This is a genomic window from Amycolatopsis sp. NPDC028719 (assembly GCF_055565395.1).
This window is the reverse complement of record NZ_JBVHUL010000018.1, coordinates 96,771-117,543: the sequence shown is the minus strand read 5'-3', so window position 1 is coordinate 117,543 and position 20,773 is coordinate 96,771. Positions and strand designations below refer to the sequence as shown.

The window sequence follows — 20,773 nt, the reverse complement described above, 5'->3', positions numbered from 1 at the left end:
TCGTTCTCGGACGACGGCGTTTCAGGCGGCGGGCGCGCCGAACCACTTCCGCAGCGCACCGGACAGGTCCGTGCCGTCTTCCCCCGCCCAGACGACGTGCCCGTCCGGGCGCAGCAGCACCGCGGGCACGTCCAGCTCCTCGCTGACGTCGACGACGTGGTCGACCCGGTCTTCCCAGCCGGCGGGCGAAAGCGTGCCGGTCTGGTCGAGCAGCAGGCCGCGTCCCGCGTGCAGCAGCCCGTAGAGGTGGCCCTGCTTGAGCTGGACGTCTCGCAGGCGCCGGCCCAGCAGGGCGTGGCCCTCGCCGAAGTCGTAGCGGATCCCGATCGCGATGATCTTCTCGGTGAGGTACCGGCTGACCTCCTCGAAGTCCATCAGCTCCGCGAGCAGCCGGCGGGCCGCCTGCGGGCCCGGCTCGAGCAGCATCAGCTCCATCTGCGCGCGGGTGTTGTCCAGCACGTCCTCGGCCACCGGGTGCCGTTCGGCCTCGTAGCTGTCCAGCAGCCCGTCCGGCGCCCACCCGTTCACCTCGGCGGCCAGCTTCCAGCCCAGGTTGAACGCGTCCTGGACGCCCAGGTTGAGCCCCTGCCCGCCGACCGGCGGGTGGACGTGCGCCGCGTCGCCGGCGAGGAACACCCGGCCCACGCGGTAGCGCTCGGCCTGCCGGGTGGCGTCCCCGAACCGGGAGAGCCAGCGCGGCGAATGCACGCCGAAGTCGGTCCCGGCGGTCTTGCGCAGCTGCTCCTTGAGCTCGTCCAGCGTCGGCGGGGTGCGGCGGTCCTCGGCGACTCCCTCGGCGGGGACGCCGACGCGGTAGGTGCCGCCTTCCACGGGCATGAAGCCGAACCGCTTCTGGGTCTTGCGGACCTCGACGTTCGCGGTGTCGATCTCCTCCCGCGAGGCGGTCACCTCCACTTCGCCCAGCAGCGTCTCGATCCGGCTGGGCTCGCCGGGGAAGCCGACGCCGAGCAGCTTGCGCACGGTGCTGCGGCCGCCGTCGCAGCCGACGAGGTAGCGCGCCCGCAGCCGCGTCCCGTCGGCCAGCTCGACCGTGACGCCTTCGCCGTCCTGCTCGAGCCCGGTCACCTCGCAGCCGCGCCGGATCTCGGCGCCGGCCTCGCTCGCGTGCTCGGTGAGGAGCCGGTCGATGACGGGCTGGTGGATGCCCAGCGTGTAGCCGTGCGCGGTGTCGAGCTTCTCCGGCGGCGGCTTCGGGATGCCGGCGAAGAATCCACCGACCGGGTACTTCGTGCCCAGTTCGAGGAACCGCTCCAGCAGCCCCCGCTGATCCATCACTTCGATGCTGCGCGCGTGCAGGCCGAGCGCGCGGACGACCTTCGTCGGCTCCGCGTCCCGTTCCAGCACGAGCACGTCGACGTTGTGCAGCCGGAGTTCGGCCGCCAGCATCACGCCGGTCGGTCCCGCGCCGGCGATGATCACGTCAGTCAAAAGACCCCCTTGAAATCCCCGCGTTTCCGCAGGTTGTGGCTTCGGTCGAGAATTGTGCGGCACGACCGGGGTCTTGCCGCAAGCCCGGGGGTGCGCTATACATTGATTACGGAGGGGAGTGGTCATTCCTCCCGCCGGTCCCGGGACGTCTTCCCAGCTCCAGCTCATCCGCGTGGGCGCGGGCTCGCGCCGCGCCGTCGATCTATGACGGCTGTCATAGTGTGGTTCGCGTCGCACTGTGCTGTGATGTCTCTATGACAGCTGTCATAGAGATCCGGGAGCTGGGCGACCACCCGGCGGACCGGGAGTGCGTGGCCGCGCTGGTCGCGGCCTGCTCGCCGGACAGCCTCCGGCGGCGCTTCATGATGGGCGGCCCGGCCGAGCCGGGCGAGGTCTTCCGGCGGTACGGCCGGTTCCTGCTCGCCGGGGCACCCGCCCTGCTGGCCACCCGCGGCGGGGTGCCGGCGGGGCTGCTCAACTTCGTCGCGGTGACCCCGGGCGAGGCCGAGCTCGGGATCCTCGTCGCCGATCCGTGGCAGCGGCAGGGGGTCGGGAGCGCGCTGGCCCGGTGGCTCCGGGTGTCGGGGCGGTTCCCGGGCTGGACGGTGCGCGGCACGGTGTGGTCGGGCAACGCGGGGGCCGAAGCTCTGTTGCTGCGCCAGGGATTCCGGCCGGTGCCCGGCTACGAGCGCGGCGAGCGGGACTTCACCCTGGTCGTGCCGGACTGGGCTACCATGACGGACGTCATGAAGGAGGCAGCCGATGACGAGGACGCCGCGCGAGCGGATGGTGCTCAGCGCCGCGCAGCTGGTGCGGATCCACGGTGTCGGGGCGACCGGCATGCGGGACGTGGTCGCGCACGCCGAAGCGCCGCGGGGGTCCCTGCAGCACTACTTCCCCGGCGGTAAGGACCAGCTGATCGCCGAAGCGGTCGAGTGGGCGGGGGGTTACGCGGCCCGGCGCGTCGCGCGCGTCACGGCGAAGCTCGAGGACCCGACGCCCGGCAAGCTCTTCGAGGCGATGGCCGCGCAGTGGCGCGACGAGTTCACGGCGCAGGGCTACGACGCGGGCTGCCCGCTGGTCGCGACGGTCGCCGACACCGCGGCCACCAGCGACGACCTGCGGCGAGCGGCCGGCAAGGCGTTCGACGGCTGGCAGCGCCCGGTCGCGGCGGCCCTTTCGGAGCTGGGCGTGCCCGGCGCGCGCAGCGAGTCGCTAGCGGTGCTGATGCTCAGCGCGCTGGAGGGCGCGATCGTCCTGGCGCGGGCGCACCAGGACGTCGCCCCCCTGGACACGGTGGTCGCGGAGCTGCGGCCGTTGCTCGACGGCGCGGTGCCGAAGCGACGATCGGCTGCCGTGTCCACTGTGGACTAGAGGTCGCGGAAGAACTCCCGGATGTCGCGCACCAGTTCCTCCGGTGCCTGAAGGGACGCGAAGTGCCCGCCCGTGTCGTACTCCGTCCAGCGAGTGATCGTGTTGGACAGCGCCGCCAGGCCGCGGAGCGCGTGGTCGCCGCGGAAGTTCGCCACCGCCGTCGGCACGCCGGACGGTTCCGGCCGCTCGCCCCAGCCGTCCTGGCCCGCCTCCAGGTAGAGGCGCGCGGCCGAGCCGGCGGTGCCGGTGAGCCAGAAGATCGTCACATTCGTCAGGATCGCGTCGCGGTCCACCGGCGTCTGGTTCGTCGTCGCCGGGTCCCAGTCCACGAACCACTCGAGGTTCCACGCCAGCTGGCCGGCGGGGGAGTCGTTGAGCGCGTAGGCGAGCGTCTGCGGCCGCGTGGCCATCTGCGTGGCGTAGCCGGAATGGCCGTACCACCACGCTTCGTTCTCCCGTGCCCGCTTCCGGTCCTCTTCGGACAGCCGGTCGAGGTCGCCGGGCGCGGTCGGGACACCGGCGTTGGCGACGGCGTTGACGTGCACGCCGAGCACCGACTCCGGCGCGGTCCGGCCCAGTTCGGGCGAGACGATGCTGCCGAAGTCGCCGCCCTGGGCGCCGTAGCGCTCGTAGCCGAGCCGCCGCATCAGCTCGGCCCACGCCCGGGCCGTCCGGCGCGTGGTCCAGCCGCGCTCGGTCGTCGGGCCGGAGAAGGCGAAGCCCGGCACCGACGGCGCCACGACGTGGAACGCGTCCGCCGGGTCGGCGCCGTGTGCGCGCGGGTCGGTGAGCGGACCGAGGACGCCGAGGAAGTCGGCGACCGTGCTCGGCCAGCCGTGGGTCAGGATCAGCGGCGTCGCGTCCGGCTCAGGGGAGCGGACGTGCAGGAAGTGCACGCGCTGGCCGTCGATCGTGGTGGTGAACTGCGGGAACGCGTTGAGCCGGGCCTCCTGGGCGCGCCAGTCGTAGCCCGCCTGCCAGTACTCCACGAGCTCGGCCAGGTAGGGCTCGCTGACGCCGTAGTCCCAGCCGGCGCCGGGCAGCTCGCCGGGCCAGCGGGTGCGGGCGAGCCGGTGGCGGAGCTCGTCGAGGTCGGTCTGCGGGACGTCGATGCGGAAGGGATCCATTTCGCCACCCTCCCGCGCGTGTAGGACAGTTCCGGTCCTAGACGTCTGAGAAGCTTGTGGCATGCGGGAAACCCCTGGCCGGCTGCTCCGGCTCCTGTCGCTGCTGCAGATGCACCGGGACTGGTCCGGCACGGAGCTGGCCGCGCGGTTGGACGTGACCACGCGGACGGTGCGGCGGGACGTCGACCGCCTGCGTGAGCTGGGCTACCCGGTGCACGCGGCGATGGGCCCGGTCGGCGGCTACCGCCTCGGAGCCGGAGCCGAGCTGCCCCCGCTGCTGCTGGACGACGACGAAGCCGTCGCGGTGACGATCGCCCTGCACACGTCGTCCGGTTCGACCGAGGCGTCGCAACGGGCCTTGAGCAAGCTTTCGCGAGTTCTCCCGGCGCGGCTGCGGCACCGCGTCGCGGCGCTGGAAGCGAGCCTGCTGTCGCTGCCGGTGCGCGGGCCGGTGGTGGACCCGGCGGTGCTGACGGCGGTGTCGGCGGCGATCCGCGCGGCCGAAACGCTGCGCTTCGACTACGTGAGCCACGACGGACGTGCGTCCCGCCGTTCGGTCGAGCCGCACCGGCTGGTGTCGTGGGGTCGCCGCTGGTACCTGGTCGGCTGGGACACGGACCGGTCGGACTGGCGCACGTTCCGCGCGGACCGCGTGGCGTTGCGCACCCCGAACGGCCCGCGCTTCACCCACCGCACCCCACCGGACGGCGACCTCACGGCCTACCTGACCCGCACGATGGGCCGCGAGATGTGGCCGTTGCGCGCGGTGCTGAAGATCCACGCACCGGCATCGGAGCTGGCGGGCCGGGTGGAGGGCGAGGTGACCCCGATCGACGCGGGGACGTGCCGGCTGGAGCTGGCGTCCGATTCGTACGACCTCGTGGCGTTCGTGGTGGGGATGCTGGACGTCGCCTTCGAGGTGGAGTCACCTCCGGAACTGGCCGAACGGCTCCGGGTCCTGTCGGCGAGGTACGCCGCCGCTGTCAAAGACCGCCGCTGAACACGCCTCTCAACTCGTTGTCGACCGGTGCGTCGGTCTGCACCTCTTTGCCCATGACCCGGCTGATCAGCGAGATCAGTGCACGCTCGCGCTGACCCACGACGGTTTCGAAGTCGTCGTTCCGCAGATCGACGGCGGAGACCTGGTGGGACTGCACGTTCCGGTCAATCATCTCGGGCGTCGTTTCGGCGCTCTTCGCGAGCCCTCGCAGGTAGACGGAGGGTGGCCGGCCGCCGATGATGCGGTTGGTGCGGGCGGTCAGCGGGGTCTTGTTGATGATGGAGTTGTAGCGGTTGGCGTCCAAACCGGCCTTCTCGCACCACACCTTGGGAAAGATGTGGTGGATGTCCACGGCGTTGTCGAAATAGTTCTCGTCGGACATGTCCGAACCGGTGCACCAGTCCAGCGGGCCCTCGCGCAGGAGCAAGGCATAGAGGCCCTTGTACGCGGCAGAGCCGCGGGTTCGCAGGGACCACAACCGGCTGGAGACGAACTGGGCTTCCTGGACGGTCCGGGGTTCTGCTTCCGCTCCGCGAACCCAGTCCACGAGATCCGGGACATCGCGGGCGAACCGCGTCTCCGTGGTGCCGCCGTAGAGCTCACCGAAGACTCCGCACCAATACCAGCGGGAAATCTTCTGCCGGGCACCGACCGTCTCGGCCTGCTGCCGTAAGAGCGCGAACACGGCGGCCATCGGGATGAGCTGGCTGCCGTAGGGGACGAACCGGGTGTCGAAGATGTGCTGGGCGTGGAGGAACTGCGCCGTCACCTTGAGACCCTCGGTTACGTCAGGCGCCCATTTGAGGTACTCGGGCAGAGTCAGGTTGAGCATGTCCGCCCGGCGGCAGCCGATCCGCGGAGCGCTGGCTTCGTCGCGCCCGGCCTCGATGGCTGTCTGTCGTCGCTCGATGGTGGCCAACAACGCCACCGCCTGGAGGAAGTCGGTGTTGGCGACGTTGGCCAGGATGTCGTACTTGCCGGTGCTCCACGACGCCTTGCGGTCATCCCAGTCCTGGCGCAGGTCGAAGTCGTCGGCGGCGAACGTGGCGGTGAGCAGCTCGAAGACCGTGAGCGTGACTCCGCCGGTGTTGACCTTCTCGAAGACCTGGCAGACGGCCTGCCGGGGAGTACTGCGACCCAGTTCGATGACGGGCAGCTGGTATTGGATGAAGCGTTGGACGACAGCATCGTGGAAGCTGCCCCAAAGTTTGAGGTTGTCGTTCTGCCGAGCGGGGTCGTACTGGAAGAAGCCCATCATCCACGGCATCGAGTCGAACAGCGCGGTGCAGGGGAACATCCTCGCGGAGTATTCCTTCTCCGGCGTCGACAGGTCCATCAGCGGCCGGCCCCGGAAGTCGAGTCGCACCTTGCTCTCCGGTACGAAGACGACGGCGTCCTCACGGTCACCGTCGTCGAGCACAGCTCGTTCCATGTCGAGGTAAAACCAGCCTTTGACGTCCTTTCCGCGGACGTCCTGGGTTTCGACCGGAGACTTGCGGTGGATCGACTGGTAGAGCGACGTCAGACGCTGCTGACCGTCGAGGATCAGGCGCTCGGGTGTGATCTTCGACGCCGGCTGGGCACCTTCGACAGCCCTCGTCTTGAAACGCGTTTCCCCACCTTGCCTCAGCATCATCACGGTACCGGCCGGGTAGCCGAGGGAAATCGAGGCAATCAGGCTCGCGATGTTGCGATCCGGCCACACCCATCCGCGCTGGAACTCCGGCAGCTGCGTCTCTCCACGGTCGACCTGCACCAGCAAGTCCTTGAGGAATTCCTTCTCGATGCCGAAGGCCTCAACACCCACGTCTTCTCCTGTCCTCGTCGCCGTCCGCTCTATGTCGCGAGAGTTCGGCGAAAAGTTTCAGGATGAAGGTCAAGGACCGATATCGATCGTCATCGGGGCTGCTCAGGTGTGCGTGCCGCCGTCGATGCGGATTTCCGTGCCCGTGATGAACTTGCCGTCGTCCGAAGCCAGCATCGCCACCACTCCCGCCACCGTCTCCGGGCCCGCCACCGGGTTGCCGACCTCGGTCGTGTGGTCCGTCGGGAGGATCGGCAGGAGCCTCCCGAACAGCGAGAAGTCCACGTCCTGGGGCAGCCAGCTCGCCGCCGAGTCCGTGATGCCGCTCTTCACGCTGCCCGGCGCGATGCTCACCGCGCGCAGGCCCTGCTTGCTGTACTCCAGCGCCAGCGAATGCGTGAACGCCTGGATGCCGCCCTTGCTCGCGCAGTACGCCGCCATGTACGGGTGGGCGAACGAAGCCGACGTCGAGCTGAAGTTCACCACCACGCCGTGCGCCGAGGCCAGCAGGGTCGGCAGCGCCGCCCGCGTCACCAGGAACGTGCCGGTCAGGTTGACCGCCAGCACCCGGTTCCACAGCTCCAGCGACGTCTCGTGCGTGTGCGACGCCAGCAGGATCCCCGCCGCGTTGACCAGCACGTCGAGCCCGCCGAGGACCTCGACGGCCGACGCCACCTTCGAAGCCACCGACTCCTCGTCGGCCACGTCCATGGTGAACGTGGTCAAGCCCGGCAGGCGGGCGGCCTCCTGGGTGCCCTGCAGACCCTCTTCCGAGACGTCGGTGCCGATGACCCGCGCCCCCTCCTCCATCAGGCGGAGGGTGGTGGCGCGGCCGATGCCGGACCCGGCACCGGTGACGAGGACTCGGCGATCGCGCAGGCGTTCCATGGCGATCACCGTAGCCAAGAAACTACAGCGCGGGCACCCTCTCGGAGTCCGGCGGCGGGCCCGGCGGGGTGCCGTCGCCGAACGGTCGGCCGCCGAGCTGCTCGCGGTCGTGCGGGGTCAGCCAGCCGGCCACGTCCGGTCCCAGTGGGACGATCCCGCTCGGGTTCACGTTCTTGTGCACCACGTAGTAGTGCTCCTTGATCTGCGGGAAGTCGATCGTGTCGCCGAACCCGGGCGTCTGGAACAGGTCGCGCGTGTAGGCCCACAGCACCGGCAGCTCGGTGAGCTTCTGCCGGTTGCACTTGAAGTGACCGTGGTAGACCGCGTCGAACCGGACGAGCGTGGTGAACAGCCGGACGTCGGCCTCGGTGATCGTGTCGCCGACCAGGTAACGCTGGTCCGCGAGCCGCTCCGAAAGCCAGTCCAGCCGTGAGAACAGCTTGGTGTACGAGTGCTCGTACGCCTCCTGGGAGCGGGCGAACCCGCACTGGTACACCGCGTTGTTGACGTCGGTGAAGACCTTCTGCGCGACGTCGTCGATCTCGTCGCGCAGCTTCTCCGGGTACAGCTCCGGCGCGCCGTCGCGGTGGTAGGCGGTCCACTCGGTGGACATGTCCAGCGTCATCTGCGCGAAGTCGTTCGTGACGACCTTGCCGCTCGGGACGTCGACGAACGCCGGCACGGTGATGCCGCGCGGGTACTCCGGGTCGCGCTTGAAGAACGCCTCCTGCAGCCGCTCGATGCCGAGCACCGGATCCCGGCCGCCGGGGTCGAGGTCGAAGCTCCAGCTCCGCTCGTCGTGCACCGGCCCGGCGATACCCATCGACAGCACCGGCTCGAGGCCGAGCAGGCGCCGCACGATCACCGCGCGGTTCGCCCACGGGCACGCCCGCGCGACGACCAGCCGGTAGCGGCCGGGCTCGACCGGCCAGCCGTCGCGGCCGTCGGCGGTGATGCGGTCCGGGAGGTAGTTCAGGTCCCGTTTGTACTCGCCCTTGTCGCTCATCGCGTCCTCAGCAGTCGTCGGTCGGGGGAGCGGCGTCCAGCGCCGCGGCCAGCCGGGCCAGCACCGGCCCGGCCGTGCGGATGTCCTCGGTGCCCAGGTGGTCGAACACCGAAGCCCGCACGCGGGCGAGGTGGCTCGGGAAGGCCGCCTCCAGTCTGGCCAATCCCGCCTCGGTCAGCACGGCGTTGGACGCGCGGCCGTCCTCCGCGCACTTGCGCTTCTCGACGAGCCCGCGGCGCGTGAGGTCGTCGACCACCCGGCTGATGCGGCTGAGCGACAACGCGGTCGTCGCCGCCAGCGCGGAGATGCGGAGCAGGCGCTCCGGCGCTTCCGACAGCGCGACGAGCACCCCGTAGTCGGTGTTCGTGAGCCCGGTTTCGGGGAGGAAGTGGTCCTCGAGGGCGCGGGGCAGCACCGTGGTGATGCGGATCAGCGACCGCCAGAAGGCGGCTTCCTCCTCGTCCAGCGCGACCGGTTCACCCATACCGGCAGTCTATCGAAAGCTTGCTTGCGCAACCAGTCAAAATGAGTACAGTGTTGTTGAGCCCTCAATCACTGGGGGGCGCCACCACGAGGAGAGAAGCAGAGATGACCAGCGCGACCACCTACCCCCAGCTGACCGGCGAGTACACCCTGGACGCCGCCCACTCGCGGATCGGGTTCGTCGCCCGGCACGCGATGGTGACCAAGGTGCGCGGCAGCTTCAACGACTTCACCGGCACCGCGACCATCGACGGCGACGCCCCGGAGAAGTCGTCCGCCCAGGTGACCATCCAGGCGCACAGCATCGACACCCGCAACGCGGACCGCGACGGGCACCTGAAGAGCAACGACTTCCTGTCGATGGACGAGTACCCGACGATCACCTTCACCACCACCGAGATCAAGCAGGCCGGCGAGACCACCTTCGAGGTCACCGGTGACCTGACGATCAAGGACGTCACCCGCTCGGTGACCATCCCGTTCGAGTTCGAGGGCTCCGCCAAGGACCCGTTCGGCAACGACCGGATCGGCTTCGAGGGCTCGACCACGATCAGCCGCAAGGACTACGGCATCACCTGGAACGCGGCGCTGGAGACCGGCGGCGTCCTGGTGAGCGACAAGGTCACCCTCGAGTTCGAGATCTCCGCGATCAAGAACGCCTGACTTCGCCGAGCGGGAGCCGGCCTCAGTGTCGGTTCCCGCTCGCCCGGAGGTTTTCGATCCCGACGTCGAGCGCCGCTTCCAGGTGGTCGATGGCGCCGGTCGACAGCATCACCACCACGCCGCCCTGCAGCCCCGCGAGCAGGGCGGCCGCCGTGCGTTCAGCGTCGAGGCGCGGGCTCACCTCGCCCGCGTCCTGCATCCGGCGGATGCCCGCTTCGAGCTCGTTCTGCCAGGCGCGCAGCAGCTCGCTCACCACGGCCCGCGCCCCCGGCGTCGCGCGGCCGAGCTGCGAGATCAGCACGTTGAGCGGGCAGAACTGGCCCCGTTCGCGGTAGTGCGAGACGACCGTGTCGCGCCAGCGCCGCCACGCCGCCCACGACCCCAGCTCGCCGAGCTGCGGCTGCTGGGCCGCCATCACCTGGCCGGCTTCGAACTGCGCCACCGCCAGCAGGAGCTCTTCCTTGCCGTCCGGGAAGTAGTGGAAGAGCTGGCTCTTGCTGGTGCCCGTCCGCGCCCGGACGTCGTCGAGCGTCGTGACGGCAACGCCACGCTCGCGGATCTCCGCCGCGGCGCCTTCGATGATCCGCTGCCGCGTCGCGGCGCCCTTCGGGGTCAGCTTTGGACTCACAGGTCCACTTTAATCGGGTGTCGTGCGGCCCGCGAGCACGAGACAATCCGGGCATGACCGGCTGGGTCCTCTTCTACGCCGCCGTCGCCGCGTGTCTGGTGACGGCGTGGCTGATCGTGCGCCGGGACCAGTACGCCGAGCTGACCGCCGCACCCCGGCTCGCCGGCTCCGAGACCGAGCGGAAGATCTTCGCCGACGAGCGCGAAGTCCGCTTGGCCGGCGTGCACGAATTCGCCGAGCTGGCGGACCGGGACCCGTCGCTGCGCCAGGACTTCGTCGACCACGTCGTGGTCCAGCTCGGCCACGGGTGGCCCGACATCGCCGCCTGGCAGGCCCGGCTCTGGCCGGTGCTGCTGGCGCGCCTGCGTCGCGGTTCGCGGCTGTTCTGGCCCGGGATGGACCTGCACGTGAAGCCGATGGTGCTCCACGACGTGGACCTGCGGGGCTGCGAACTGCGCGACGCGACTTTCCGCGGTGTCCGGTTCGCGGGCACCGCCCGATTCGGCAGCGCGGTCTTCACCCGCTTGGTCAGCTTCGAAGGGACTTGCTTCGCGCGTCACGCGTTGTTCCGCGGCGCCGCTTTCACGGCGGGCGCCGACTTCGAGAACGTCGCCTTCACCGGCACGGCCTTGTTCGCCGAAGCCACCGCCGGCGGCGAAGTGTGGTTCGACGGAGCCCGGTTCTCGGCCCACACCGACTTCTCCGAGAGCGTGTTCGCCGACGTTTCGTTCGCGCACGCGGGCTTCGCGGGCCGGACGTCCTTCCGCGACGCCCGGTTCGGCGACGCGTTCTTCGGCGAGGCGAGGTTCAGCGGGCACACCGATTTCACTGGGGCCACGGCCGAGCGGCTCCGCTTCCCCGGGGCACGCGCCCGCACCGACGTGTACGCGCAGCGCACCTGGCCGGCGGGCTGGGCGCTCGGCCCGCCGGCCCCGCGCAAGCCGGGTCACTGGGCCGAGCTGCAAGTGCAGTGAATGACTCATTCCTGGCACCGGACGCCAGGAATGAGTCATTCACTGCATCGGCCGGATCGGTACCTCGGCTCCGTCGCGGAGGAACACCGGGATGCGGTCCGCGGGGGCCGGCGCCTCGACCGTGACCCCGCCTTCGTGGCGCGAGCCGGTCACCGCGTCCGTCCACTCGGCACCCGCGGGCAGGTACACCGAACGGGAGGTGACCCCCGGCGAGAGCACCGGTGCCACCAGCACGTCCGGCCCCAGCAGGAACTGGTCGGACACGTCCCAGGACGCAGCGTCGCCGGGGAAGTCGACGAACAGCGGCCGCATCGGGGGGACGCCCTGCTCGTGCGCCACCCGCATCTGCTCCATCAAGTACGGCCGCAGCCGCTCCCGCAGCTTCAGCGACTCCACGATCGAGGAGTAAGCCGAAGCACCGTAGGACCAGACCTCGTTGGGGCCGCCGGTCATCTCCGGGCCGAACGGCGGGCGCGGGTCGCGGAAGCCGTGCAGGCGGAACAGCGGGCAGAACACGCCGTACTGGAACCAGCGGACCATCAGTTCCCGGTACGAGTCCGACGACGGGTCGCCGCCGTGGAAGCCGCCGATGTCCGTGGTCCACCACGGGATCCCGGCCAGCGCCACGTTCAGCCCCGCCCGGACCTGCGTCCGCAGCGACTCCCACGTCGCCGGGACGTCACCCGACCACAGCGCCGCCCCGAACCGCTGGCTGCCCGCCCACGCCGAGCGGCTGAGCAACACCACTTCGTCGTCGCCCTCGGCGCGGATGCCGTCGTGGAACGCCTGCGCGTTCGCCTGCGGGTAGAGGTTGAACACCTCCGACCCCGGGCCGGCGTGGAAGCCGAGGTTGTGCGGGTGGCCGGGCTGGATCTCCGGCTCGTCGCCGTCCAGCCACCACGCGCGCACGCCCAGGTCGTAGTAGTTCTCCTTGACCTTGCTCCAGACGAACCGCCGGGCCGCCGGGTTCGTCGCGTCGTAGAACGCCACCGGCATCTCGACGTCGAACCCCTTGTCCTTCCAGGGCGCGTGCGCCGGGACGCCGTTCTCGGCGGCGACCAGGAGACCCTGTTCGTGCAGGGCACGGTAGTTCGACGACAGGGGGCTCACCGACGGCCACACCGACACCATCAGCTTGACGCCCAGCTCGCCGAGCTCCTGCACCAGCCCGGCCGGGTCGGGCCACTCGGCCGGGTCGAACTTCCAGTCGCCGAGGTGCGTCCAGTGGAAGAAGTCCGCCACGATCACCGACAGCGGCAAGCCGCGCGCGTGGTACTCGCGCGCCACGGACAGCAGCTCGTCCTGAGTGCGGTACCGCAGCTTCGACTGCCAGAACCCGGCCGCCCATTCGGGCAGCATCGGCGCGTACCCGGTCGCGTCGGCGTAGTGGCCGAGGATCTCCCGCGGGCCGTCGCCGGTGGTGACCCAGTAGTCGAGCTGGCGAGCGTCGTCGGCGACCCAGCGGGTGCCGTTGGCGGCCAGCTCCACCCGGCCGACCGCCGGGTTGTTCCACAGGAACCCGTAGCCGCGGCTGGACAGCAGGAACGGCACCGACACCTCGGCGTTGCGCTGCACCAGGTCGAGCACGAGGCCCTTCTGGTCGAGCCGGCCGTGCGTGTGCTGACCGAGGCCGTAGAGGCGCTCGTCGTCGTAGGCGGTGAACCGCTGTTCGAGGCGGCCGTACCCGTTGCGCGAGGGCATGAACAGCCGCGCGCCGGGCCACCAGAAGTGCGCGCGCTGCTCGGAAAGCAGCTCTTCGCCGGTGTCCGTGCGGACGAACTTCAACTGCGCGTCGATCCCGGTGTCGGTGTCGGCGATCTCGACGATCGCGGTGATCGGGCCGTTGACGACCCGGCCGGAGCGCCCGTCGGCCGCGGCGGTGGCGGCCGACGGCTTCGCGGGCAGCAGCGCCCCCGGTACGTCGTCGAGGATGCGGTGCCGGCCGGCGCGCACGCGCAGGCTGCCGTCGCCCCACGGTTCGACGCGCAGGACCTCGTGCCGCACGGTGACTTCCAGCGAGCGGCCGTCTTCGGACGTGATCACGCGGTCTCCTTAGTCTTTGACGGCGCCGCTGGTCAGCCCGGCGACGACGTACCGCTGGGCGACGACGAGCAGGACGGCCGCGGGGACCGCGGCGAGGACGGCGGTGGCCATGATCCCGTTCCAGTCGGCGGACTGGTTGCCGACGAACCGGTAGATGCCCACGGTGATGGGCTCGAACGACTGGCCGGTGGTCAGGGTGACGGCGAACAGGAAGTCCGCCCAGGCGAACAGGAACGAGAACAGCCCGGCGGTGACGAGCGCGTTGCGGCTGACCGGGAGGATGATCGAGCGGAACGTCCGCCAGTACCCGGCACCGTCCACGCGGGACGCTTCGGTGAGCTCCTTCGGCACGGAGATCATGAACGCCCGCAGCAGGAGCACGGCGAACGGGATGGTCGCGGTGGAGTCCGCGAGCACCAGCCCGAGGTAGTTGTCGATCAGGCCGAGGTTGCTGAACACGGTGTAGAGCGCGTTGGCCATCACGATGCCCGGGATCATCTGCACGATGAGCAGCACGAACACCAGCACCGGCCCGCCGCGGAACTTCAGCTGTGCCAGCGCGTACGACGCGGGGGCGGCGATCGCCAGCGACACGAGCACGGTGCCGAGCGCGACGACGACGCTGGAGAGCAGGTGCGGCCCTTGGGAGGACAACGCCTTGCGGTAGCCGTCCAGGGTGCCGCCGACCGGGAAGAACGCCGGGTCCGGGCGCAGCAGCGCGCCGCTGGGCTGCAGGGATGCGTTGACCATCCAGTACAGCGGGAACAGCAGCACCGCGACGATCAGGACGCCGCAGAGCGTGCGCGGCCACGAAGAGGTCTTCATGCCGCCGCCTCGGCCAGGGTCGCCTTCGCCGAGCGCAGGTAGAGCAGGCCGAACACCGTCGCCACCAGGATGAGGACGTTCCCGACCGCGGCACCCTGCCCGAACGCGAAGTCCTGGAAGGAGAGGCGGTAGGACCACGTCGTGAGCGTCTGCGTCGCGTTGGCCGGCCCGCCGCCGGTGACGACCATGATCACGTCGAACACCTTGATCGTGTAGACCAGCCCGAGCATGAGCACGATCCCGGTGACCGGCCGCAGCAGCGGCCAGGTGACGTGCCGGAACCGCTGCCACGCGCCCGCGCCGTCCAGCGACGCGGCTTCGTAGAGCGACGCGGGGATCGCGCGCAGCCCACCGTGCAGGATCACCAGGTTGAACGGGATGCCGATCCAGATGTTGGTGAGGATCACCGCCGGCAGCGCCCAGCCGGTGCTGCTCAGCCACGGCACCGCGTCGAGACCGGCGAACCGGAGAGCCGCGTTGAGCACGCCGTGGTCCTGGTCGAACATCCACCGCCAGATCGCCCCGCTGACCACCAACGGCAACAGCCAGGGCAGCAGGAGCAGCGACCGCAGCAGCGCGCTGCCGAGGAAGCGGCCGCTGAAGAAGACCGCCAGTGCCAGGCCGATGCCGAACTGGAAGACGAGCGACCCGGCCGTGAAGAGCGCCGTGTTGAGGACCGCCGTGGAGAAGAGCGAGTTGCCGAACACGGCGGAGTAGTTGGCGAAGCCGACGAAGGGCGCTTCGCCGGTGTAAAACGACTTCACCGTGTAGTCCTGCGTGCTCATCACCACGTTCGCGGCCAGCGGGTAGCCGAAGAACACGACGATGTAGGCCAGCGCCGGCAGCAGGAACAGCCACGCGGCGAACCGGTTGTCCCGCCGCGGTTTCCGGCCGGCGCGGGGCGGTGCCGCGACGGCCGGGGCGACCAGCGTCACGATCCGCTCGCTTGCTGGGCGGCCTTCAGCGCCTGGTCGGCCGGCTGCTTCCCGGTCAGCGCCGCCTGCAGCGCGTCGGCCAGCGCCTGCGAGACCTTCGGGTACTTCTCGCCGAGTTCGGCGGTGCGGGAACGGGCGGTGCCGACCTCGTCGACGAACGCCTGCATCGCCGGCTGCCCGGCACCGAACTTGGCCGCCGTGGCGGTCTTCGACGGGATGTAGGCGTGCGCCTTGCTCCACTCGAGCATCGTCGGCTCCGAGAGGATGCAGGAGAGCACCTTGCCGGCGGCCTGCTGGGTGGGGCCGCCGGTGACCGGCACCGCACCGACCTCGCCGCCGAGCGCGACCACCGGCTTCGCGCCCGCCTGCGGCACCGGGATCGGCACGACGCCGTAGTGCAGGGACTTCTGCTCGTCGAGCCGGGCCAGGTTCCACGACCCGTTGACCATCATCGCCGCGTTGCCGGCGACGAACTGGTCGGCGACGTCGTTCTGGTTCCACGTCACCACCGACTTCGACGCCGACCCGGAGTTCACCAGGTCCGTGACGAATTGAAGCGCTTTCACGGACTGCGCGGAGTCCAGCTGGGACAGTTCGGCGCCGTTGCTCCAGAAGAACGGGAGGAACTGCCAGGTGCCCTCTTCGGACGGGATCGCGGAGAAGGCGAGGCCGTACTTGCCGTCCTTGGTGAGCTTCGCCGAGGCGGCCTTCAGTTCGTCCCAGGTCTTGGGTGGCTCCACGCCCGCCGCGGTGAGGAGGTCCTTGTTGTAGATGAGGGCGAGGCCGTTGACGCCGGGGGCGACGCCGTACACCTTCCCCTGGTAGCTGCCGGCCTTGACGATGCTTTCGTAGTAGCCGTCGGTGGAGATGCCGTAGTCGTCCAGCGGGGTGAGCGCGCCGGTCGCGGCGACCTGCTGCAGCGTCGGGTTGTCGGTGAAGAGCAGGTCCGGCAGCGTCTTCGAACTGGCGCCCTGCAGCACCTTCGGCAGCATCTGCGCGGTCGGCACGGTCTGGCGCTGGATCTCGATCCCGGTCTGCGACGCGCAGGTGTCGAGGATCTTCTGCCACGCCGCGGAACCCTGCTCGTCGGCGTAGTAGTCGAGTTCGGTGATGGACGAGGCGGGTGCGGCTCCGGTGCCGGCCGGCGGGGCGGCGGGGGTGGGGCCGCACGCGGCGAGCAGTGCGGCGCTCGCGGCCAGGATCAGGGCGCGACGGGCTACGGACATGGCGATTCTCCTTCGGCGGCGGAGCAGAACCAGGTCAGGGGCGCGGCGCGGAAGTGCTGTCGCGCTGGGTGAGGCGAGGCCCGAGGAGCCGGACCTCCGGGGTGGTGTGGCCGGCGAGCCGGCGCATGGTCATCTCGACGGCCTGGGCCCCGACTTCTTCGGCCGGGATCGCGACCGTGGTCAGCGCGACCGGGTGGTGCTCGGCCATGCTGTCCGGGCAGACCGCGACGACGGAGATGTCCTCGGGCACCCGCAGGCCGCGGTGGCGCAGGTCCGAAAGCAGCCCGGGCAGCACGGCCTCGTTGTGCACGACCAGGCCGGTCAGGTCCGGGGCGGCGGCGAGCAGGTCGTCGAGGCAGGCGCTCACCGCTTCGTAGGAATGCGCGCACGGCCGGTTCGCCGCCCGCACGTCGTGGGTCTTCGCGGCGTCGTCGAACCCGCGCAGGAACCGTGTCGCGTAACTGGTCCCGCGGCGGTAGACGGCGGGGGAGGGGCCGATCAGCGCGATCGAGCGGTGGCCGAGCTCGGCCAGGTGCGCGACGCACGCCGAGCCGGCGGCGGTGAAGTCCAGGTCCACGCAGCTCAGCCCGGCCGGGTGGTCGGGCACGCCGATGAGCACCACCGGCAGGTCGAGCGCGATGAGCATCGGCACCCGCGGGTCGGCGGCTTCGACGTCCATCACCATCAGCGCGTCGGCGATCGCCGACGACGCCACCCGCTGCAGCGCGGCGGGGCCTTCGTCCTTGGTGAGCAGCAGCAGGTCGTGGTCGTGCGCGCGGGCCGCGGTGACCGCCGAGGCGACGAACTCCATCACCACGGCGACGTTGAGGTCCGTGCGCAGCGGCACGACCAGGGCGAGCACGTTGGTCTTGCTGCTGGCGAGCGCCCGGGCCCCGGCGTGCGGGTGGTAGCCGAGCTTGCGGATACTCTCCTCGACCAGCCGACGGGTCTTCGGCGAGATCGAGCGCTTGCCGCTGATCACGTACGACACCGTGCTGGGTGCCACGCCCGCCGCCGTCGCGACGTCGTTGATCGTGACCACGGGCGGCCTCCTGGGGACTGGTGGGGCGGAAGGCTGTCGAAGCGCATCGACGATGGCACGAAGGTAAGTGACACCCGCCCGAAACACAAGCAGGATTTGCCGTCGGCACATATTCGATTCGCATTCGACGAGGACCCCTCGCGTCGAATCTGTCGAACAGACCTGGTGAGGGATCTTTCCGCAGCTCAGCGCGCAGTTTCCGAAGGTGCTCGGAGGTCCTGGGTGCGCTCCCAGAAAGTCTTGACCTCGTGCTTACCCGACTGCAATAGTCGTCCCCATCCTCACCTTCGACGCGAATGTTCCGCGCCGCACTGTCGAAACGATTCGACGAATCCGGGAGGCCGTCCGTGCGCCAGTCCCCGTTCCGCCGTGCCCTCGTCCCGGTGGTGGCCGCCACCTTGCTGCTGGCGCCCGCGCCGGCGCTCGCGGCGCCACCGCTGCCGTTCCGCGATCCGGCGCTGCCCCTCGCCACGCGGATCGACGACCTGCTGTCGCGGTTGACGGCGGACGAGAAGATCTCGTTGCTGCACCAGTACGAGCCCGCCATCCCGCGGCTGGGCATCGGCGTGTTCAAGACCGGCACCGAGGCGCTCCACGGCGTCGCCTGGTCGACGGACTATGACAACAACGGTGCCGTGGTGAAAGCCGACGGCACGGTGTTCCCGCAGGCCATCGGGCTGGCTTCGACGTGGGACCCGGCGCTGGTGAAGCAGGTCGGCACGGCCGTCGGGCAGGAGGCGCGCGGCTTCAACGCGCGCAACCCGACGCTGTGGGGCCTCAACCTGTGGGCGCCGGTGGTCAACCTGCTGCGCGACCCGCGGTGGGGCCGCAACGAGGAGGGCTACTCCGAGGATCCGTACCTCACCGGAGAGCTCGCGACGGCGTACGGCCGCGGCATGCAGGGCGACGACCCGCGCTACCTCCAAGCCGCTCCGACGTTGAAGCACTACCTCGCCTACAACAACGAGGTCAGCCGCGACACCAGCAACTCTTCGGTGCCGCCCAAGATCCTGCACGACTACGACGAACAGGCGTTCAAGATCCCGTTGCGGGCAGGCGCGGCCAACGCCGTCATGCCGTCGTACAACCTGGTCAACGGGCGGCCGAACACCGTGAGCCCCGACCTGGGCGGCCTGCTGCGGAAGTGGGCGCCGCAGGACATCGCCGTCGTGAGCGACGCCGGCGCCCCGTCGAACCTGGTCAACTCGGAGAAGTACTACGCCACCAAGGCGGAAGCGGACGCGGCGGCCATCAAGGCGGGCCTCGACAGCTTCACCGACAACGACACGAACGGCTCGATCACCGTCGAAGCCGTCCAGGAAGCGCTGTCCCGCGGGCTGCTGACGATGGCCGACGTCGAGAAGGCCGACCGGCACCTGCTGTCCCTGCGCTTCCGGCTCGGCGAGTTCGACCCGCCGGGCCGCAACCCGTACGCGAAGATCACGCCGGCGGTCATCGACTCGCCGGCGCACCGGGCGCTCGCCCGCAAGGTGGCGGACGAGCAGGTCGTCCTGCTGCGCAACGACGCGAACGCGCTTCCCTTGGACGCTTCGAAGAAGAAGGTCGCCGTCGTCGGGCCGCTGTCCGACACGCTGTACGAAGACTGGTACAGCGGCTCGATGCCTTATCGCGTGACGCCGAAGCAAGGCATCGAGGAGCGGCTCGGCACCTCGGTGGCGTCGTCCGAGGGCGTCGACCGGATCGCGCTGAAGGATCTCGCCACCGGCCGGTACCTGACGGCGCCGGCCACCCCCGGCAAGGTGACCGCGGGCGGGACCACGGCGGGAGCGGCGGAGTCCTTCGACGTCTTCGACTGGGGCGCGGGCAAGAACACCCTGCGCGCGGCGGCGAACGGGAAGTACCTGAGCTACTCCGGGGGCGCGCTGGTGAACGACGCCGACCAGCCCACCGGGTGGTTCGTGCAGCAGCAGCTCAAGCTGGACCCGCAGCCCGACGGGAGCTACGTGCTCGAGTACGCGGGCAACGAGGTCACCGAGCCGTGGTTCGGCCCGAACCGCTTCGCTGTCGTCGGTGCGGACGGGGTCCTGACGATCTCGTCGCCGGACGCGGCGCACGCGACGAAGTTCGGGCGCGAAGTGCTCACGAGCGGGGTCTCCTCGGCGGTCGCCGCGGCCCGAGGCGCCGACACCGCGGTCGTCGTGGTCGGCAGCATGCCGTTCATCAACGGCCGCGAGGCGAACGACCGGACGAGCACGGCGCCGGCGCCGGCGCAGCGCGCGTTGATCGAAGCGGTGCGGAAGGCGAACCCGCACACGGTCGTCGTGGTGGAGAACAGCTACCCGACGACCGGCTGGGACACGCTGTCCGTGCCGGGGATCGTGTGGACGAGCCACGCGGGGCAGGAGACCGGCCACGCGGTCGCGGACGTCCTCTTCGGTGACCACGACCCGAGCGGACGGCTCACGCAGACCTGGTACGCCTCCGACGCCGGGCTGCCGAGCATCCTCGACTACGACATCGCGAAGACCGGGATGACCTACCAGTACTACCGCGGGAAGCCGTTGTACCCCTTCGGGTACGGGCTGAGCTACACCTCGTTCCGGTACGGGGCCGTGCGGGCTTCGCGGGTCGGTGGTGCGGTGCAGGTGAGCGTGGACGTGACGAACACGGGGAGCCGCGCGGGGACCGACGTCGTCCAGCTGTACTCGGGCAAGTCCGGCGTGCAGCGGTTGCGGGACTTCTCGCGCGTGACGCTTTCACCGCACGAGACGCGGACGGTGCGGTTCTCCGTGCCGGTGGCTGATCTGGCCACGTGGAATGCAGGGCTCGACCGGTCCGTGGTGGAGCAGGGGATGTACGGCTTCTCGGTGGGCCGCAACGCTTTGGACGTGTCCGCGGCACAGCCGGTCTTCGTGCCGGGGGAGCGGATCCCGGCGCGCGACCTGAGCCGTCCGACGCCGGCGCAGAACTTCGACGACTACTCGGGCACGACGCTGACGGACACGTCCAAGACTGCGGGCACCTCGGTCGCGGCGGTGGCCGGGAGCTGGCTGGCTTATCGCGACGTCGCGTTGAGCGGTCCCGCGCGGTTCACGGCGTCGGTGTCCACAGTGGAGCCGGCGCGGGTCACGGTGCGCTTGGACTCGCCGACCGGTCGCGTCCTGGGGACGGCTTCGGTGCCGTCCACGGGGGATCGGTACGCGTACACGACGGTGACCGCGTCGCTGGCGAAGGTGACCGGCCGCCACGACGTGTACCTGACCTTCGACGGACCGGTGAACCTGGCGACGTTCTCCGTGCGGTGAAAGGGAGTCGTGGCCGCGGCGGTGCTCGCCGGGGTCGGGC

General features: G+C 70.3%; 18 protein-coding genes. 6 read left to right on the top strand and 12 right to left on the bottom strand.

Going from position 1 to position 20,773, the window contains the following annotated elements:
• Nucleotides 1-21: 21 nt before the first annotated feature.
• On the bottom strand, nucleotides 22-1,449 hold the full coding sequence (rox, locus tag ACZ4TR_RS48180; protein ID WP_465295804.1) for a rifampin monooxygenase: 1,428 nt from the start codon (nucleotides 1,447-1,449) through the stop codon (nucleotides 22-24).
• A gap of 254 nt (nucleotides 1,450-1,703) precedes the next feature.
• Between rox and ACZ4TR_RS48175 the strand changes: the two genes are divergently transcribed.
• Both ACZ4TR_RS48175 and ACZ4TR_RS48170 read left to right on the top strand, forming a co-directional pair.
• A complete protein-coding gene (locus ACZ4TR_RS48175; protein WP_465295802.1) occupies nucleotides 1,704-2,357 on the top strand; it encodes a GNAT family N-acetyltransferase in 654 nt (217 codons plus the stop codon).
• Nucleotides 2,290-2,823, top strand: a complete 534-nt coding sequence (locus tag ACZ4TR_RS48170; RefSeq protein ID WP_465295800.1) for an LmrA/YxaF family transcription factor — start codon at nucleotides 2,290-2,292, stop codon at nucleotides 2,821-2,823. The genes ACZ4TR_RS48175 and ACZ4TR_RS48170 overlap by 68 nt, the downstream gene beginning before the upstream one ends.
• Here ACZ4TR_RS48170 and ACZ4TR_RS48165 read toward each other — a convergent pair.
• Complete coding sequence (locus ACZ4TR_RS48165) at nucleotides 2,820-3,950, bottom strand: epoxide hydrolase family protein (protein WP_465295798.1); 1,131 nt, start codon at nucleotides 3,948-3,950, stop codon at nucleotides 2,820-2,822. The genes ACZ4TR_RS48170 and ACZ4TR_RS48165 overlap by 4 nt on opposite strands.
• Nucleotides 3,951-4,011: 61 nt before the next feature.
• Here ACZ4TR_RS48165 and ACZ4TR_RS48160 point away from each other — a divergent pair, with 61 nt between their 5' ends.
• On the top strand, nucleotides 4,012-4,950 hold the full coding sequence (locus tag ACZ4TR_RS48160; protein ID WP_465295796.1) for a helix-turn-helix transcriptional regulator: 939 nt from the start codon (nucleotides 4,012-4,014) through the stop codon (nucleotides 4,948-4,950).
• On the opposite strand, the gene ACZ4TR_RS48155 is transcribed toward ACZ4TR_RS48160, so the two are convergent.
• The 4 genes from ACZ4TR_RS48155 to ACZ4TR_RS48140 all read right to left on the bottom strand — a co-directional run bounded on the left by ACZ4TR_RS48155 (nucleotide 4,934) and on the right by ACZ4TR_RS48140 (nucleotide 9,132).
• A complete protein-coding gene (locus ACZ4TR_RS48155) occupies nucleotides 4,934-6,757 on the bottom strand; it encodes a GmrSD restriction endonuclease domain-containing protein (RefSeq protein WP_465295794.1) in 1,824 nt (607 codons plus the stop codon). The genes ACZ4TR_RS48160 and ACZ4TR_RS48155 overlap by 17 nt on opposite strands.
• Before the next feature lie 102 nt (nucleotides 6,758-6,859).
• On the bottom strand, nucleotides 6,860-7,642 hold the full coding sequence (locus ACZ4TR_RS48150) for an SDR family NAD(P)-dependent oxidoreductase (RefSeq protein ID WP_465295792.1): 783 nt from the start codon (nucleotides 7,640-7,642) through the stop codon (nucleotides 6,860-6,862).
• A 22-nt stretch (nucleotides 7,643-7,664) separates the two neighbouring features.
• Nucleotides 7,665-8,648, bottom strand: coding sequence for a glutathione S-transferase family protein (locus ACZ4TR_RS48145; RefSeq protein ID WP_465295790.1), 984 nt, complete (start codon nucleotides 8,646-8,648; stop codon nucleotides 7,665-7,667).
• Nucleotides 8,649-8,655: 7 nt separating this feature from the next.
• Nucleotides 8,656-9,132, bottom strand: a complete 477-nt coding sequence (locus ACZ4TR_RS48140; protein WP_364528731.1) for a MarR family winged helix-turn-helix transcriptional regulator — start codon at nucleotides 9,130-9,132, stop codon at nucleotides 8,656-8,658.
• 104 nt (nucleotides 9,133-9,236) lie between these two features.
• Between ACZ4TR_RS48140 and ACZ4TR_RS48135 the strand changes: the two genes are divergently transcribed.
• Complete coding sequence (locus ACZ4TR_RS48135; RefSeq protein WP_364528728.1) at nucleotides 9,237-9,794, top strand: YceI family protein; 558 nt, start codon at nucleotides 9,237-9,239, stop codon at nucleotides 9,792-9,794.
• Between the two features lie 22 nt (nucleotides 9,795-9,816).
• On the opposite strand, the gene ACZ4TR_RS48130 is transcribed toward ACZ4TR_RS48135, so the two are convergent.
• The gene (locus ACZ4TR_RS48130) at nucleotides 9,817-10,422 is read right to left on the bottom strand and encodes a TetR/AcrR family transcriptional regulator (RefSeq protein ID WP_465295788.1); all 606 of its coding nucleotides are present in this window, start codon (nucleotides 10,420-10,422) and stop codon (nucleotides 9,817-9,819) included.
• 53 nt (nucleotides 10,423-10,475) lie between these two features.
• Here ACZ4TR_RS48130 and ACZ4TR_RS48125 point away from each other — a divergent pair, with 53 nt between their 5' ends.
• The gene (locus tag ACZ4TR_RS48125; RefSeq protein WP_465295786.1) at nucleotides 10,476-11,396 is read left to right on the top strand and encodes a pentapeptide repeat-containing protein; all 921 of its coding nucleotides are present in this window, start codon (nucleotides 10,476-10,478) and stop codon (nucleotides 11,394-11,396) included.
• 39 nt (nucleotides 11,397-11,435) lie between these two features.
• Here the strand turns inward: ACZ4TR_RS48125 and ACZ4TR_RS48120 are convergent, their stop codons facing one another.
• From ACZ4TR_RS48120 to ACZ4TR_RS48100, 5 genes are read right to left on the bottom strand one after another with little or no spacing between them, the layout of a single operon-like run.
• Nucleotides 11,436-13,439 (bottom strand): glycoside hydrolase family 31 protein, encoded by a 2,004-nt coding sequence (locus ACZ4TR_RS48120; RefSeq protein WP_465295784.1) that lies wholly within the window; start codon nucleotides 13,437-13,439, stop codon nucleotides 11,436-11,438.
• A gap of 9 nt (nucleotides 13,440-13,448) precedes the next feature.
• Complete coding sequence (locus ACZ4TR_RS48115) at nucleotides 13,449-14,264, bottom strand: carbohydrate ABC transporter permease (protein WP_465295782.1); 816 nt, start codon at nucleotides 14,262-14,264, stop codon at nucleotides 13,449-13,451.
• On the bottom strand, nucleotides 14,261-15,199 hold the full coding sequence (locus ACZ4TR_RS48110; RefSeq protein WP_465295780.1) for a carbohydrate ABC transporter permease: 939 nt from the start codon (nucleotides 15,197-15,199) through the stop codon (nucleotides 14,261-14,263). The genes ACZ4TR_RS48115 and ACZ4TR_RS48110 overlap by 4 nt, the downstream gene beginning before the upstream one ends.
• The gene (locus ACZ4TR_RS48105; RefSeq protein WP_465295778.1) at nucleotides 15,196-16,425 is read right to left on the bottom strand and encodes a sugar ABC transporter substrate-binding protein; all 1,230 of its coding nucleotides are present in this window, start codon (nucleotides 16,423-16,425) and stop codon (nucleotides 15,196-15,198) included. Before ACZ4TR_RS48105 ends, ACZ4TR_RS48110 begins: the two co-directional genes overlap by 4 nt.
• Before the next feature lie 34 nt (nucleotides 16,426-16,459).
• On the bottom strand, nucleotides 16,460-17,467 hold the full coding sequence (locus tag ACZ4TR_RS48100) for a LacI family DNA-binding transcriptional regulator (protein ID WP_465295776.1): 1,008 nt from the start codon (nucleotides 17,465-17,467) through the stop codon (nucleotides 16,460-16,462).
• A 347-nt stretch (nucleotides 17,468-17,814) separates the two neighbouring features.
• Here ACZ4TR_RS48100 and ACZ4TR_RS48095 point away from each other — a divergent pair, with 347 nt between their 5' ends.
• Nucleotides 17,815-20,733 carry a glycoside hydrolase family 3 protein gene (locus ACZ4TR_RS48095; protein WP_465295774.1) on the top strand — a complete coding sequence of 973 codons (2,919 nt, stop codon included), beginning with the start codon at nucleotides 17,815-17,817 and terminating at the stop codon, nucleotides 20,731-20,733.
• Nucleotides 20,734-20,773: the final 40 nt, after the last annotated feature.

Bases quoted from the DNA above. Each gene is read 5' to 3' on its own strand.
- ACZ4TR_RS48175 (WP_465295802.1), top strand. From the start codon at position 1,704: ATGACAGCTGTCATAGAGATCCGGGAGCTGGGCGACCACCCGGCGGAC.
- ACZ4TR_RS48150 (WP_465295792.1), bottom strand. From the start codon at position 7,642: ATGGAACGCCTGCGCGATCGCCGAGTCCTCGTCACCGGTGCCGGGTCC.
- ACZ4TR_RS48165 (WP_465295798.1), bottom strand. From the start codon at position 3,950: ATGGATCCCTTCCGCATCGACGTCCCGCAGACCGACCTCGACGAGCTC.
- ACZ4TR_RS48105 (WP_465295778.1), bottom strand. From the start codon at position 16,425: ATGTCCGTAGCCCGTCGCGCCCTGATCCTGGCCGCGAGCGCCGCACTG.
- ACZ4TR_RS48170 (WP_465295800.1), top strand. From the start codon at position 2,290: ATGCGGGACGTGGTCGCGCACGCCGAAGCGCCGCGGGGGTCCCTGCAG.
- ACZ4TR_RS48160 (WP_465295796.1), top strand. From the start codon at position 4,012: ATGCGGGAAACCCCTGGCCGGCTGCTCCGGCTCCTGTCGCTGCTGCAG.
- ACZ4TR_RS48135 (WP_364528728.1), top strand. From the start codon at position 9,237: ATGACCAGCGCGACCACCTACCCCCAGCTGACCGGCGAGTACACCCTG.
- ACZ4TR_RS48145 (WP_465295790.1), bottom strand. From the start codon at position 8,648: ATGAGCGACAAGGGCGAGTACAAACGGGACCTGAACTACCTCCCGGAC.
- ACZ4TR_RS48140 (WP_364528731.1), bottom strand. From the start codon at position 9,132: ATGGGTGAACCGGTCGCGCTGGACGAGGAGGAAGCCGCCTTCTGGCGG.
- ACZ4TR_RS48115 (WP_465295782.1), bottom strand. From the start codon at position 14,264: ATGAAGACCTCTTCGTGGCCGCGCACGCTCTGCGGCGTCCTGATCGTC.
- ACZ4TR_RS48125 (WP_465295786.1), top strand. From the start codon at position 10,476: ATGACCGGCTGGGTCCTCTTCTACGCCGCCGTCGCCGCGTGTCTGGTG.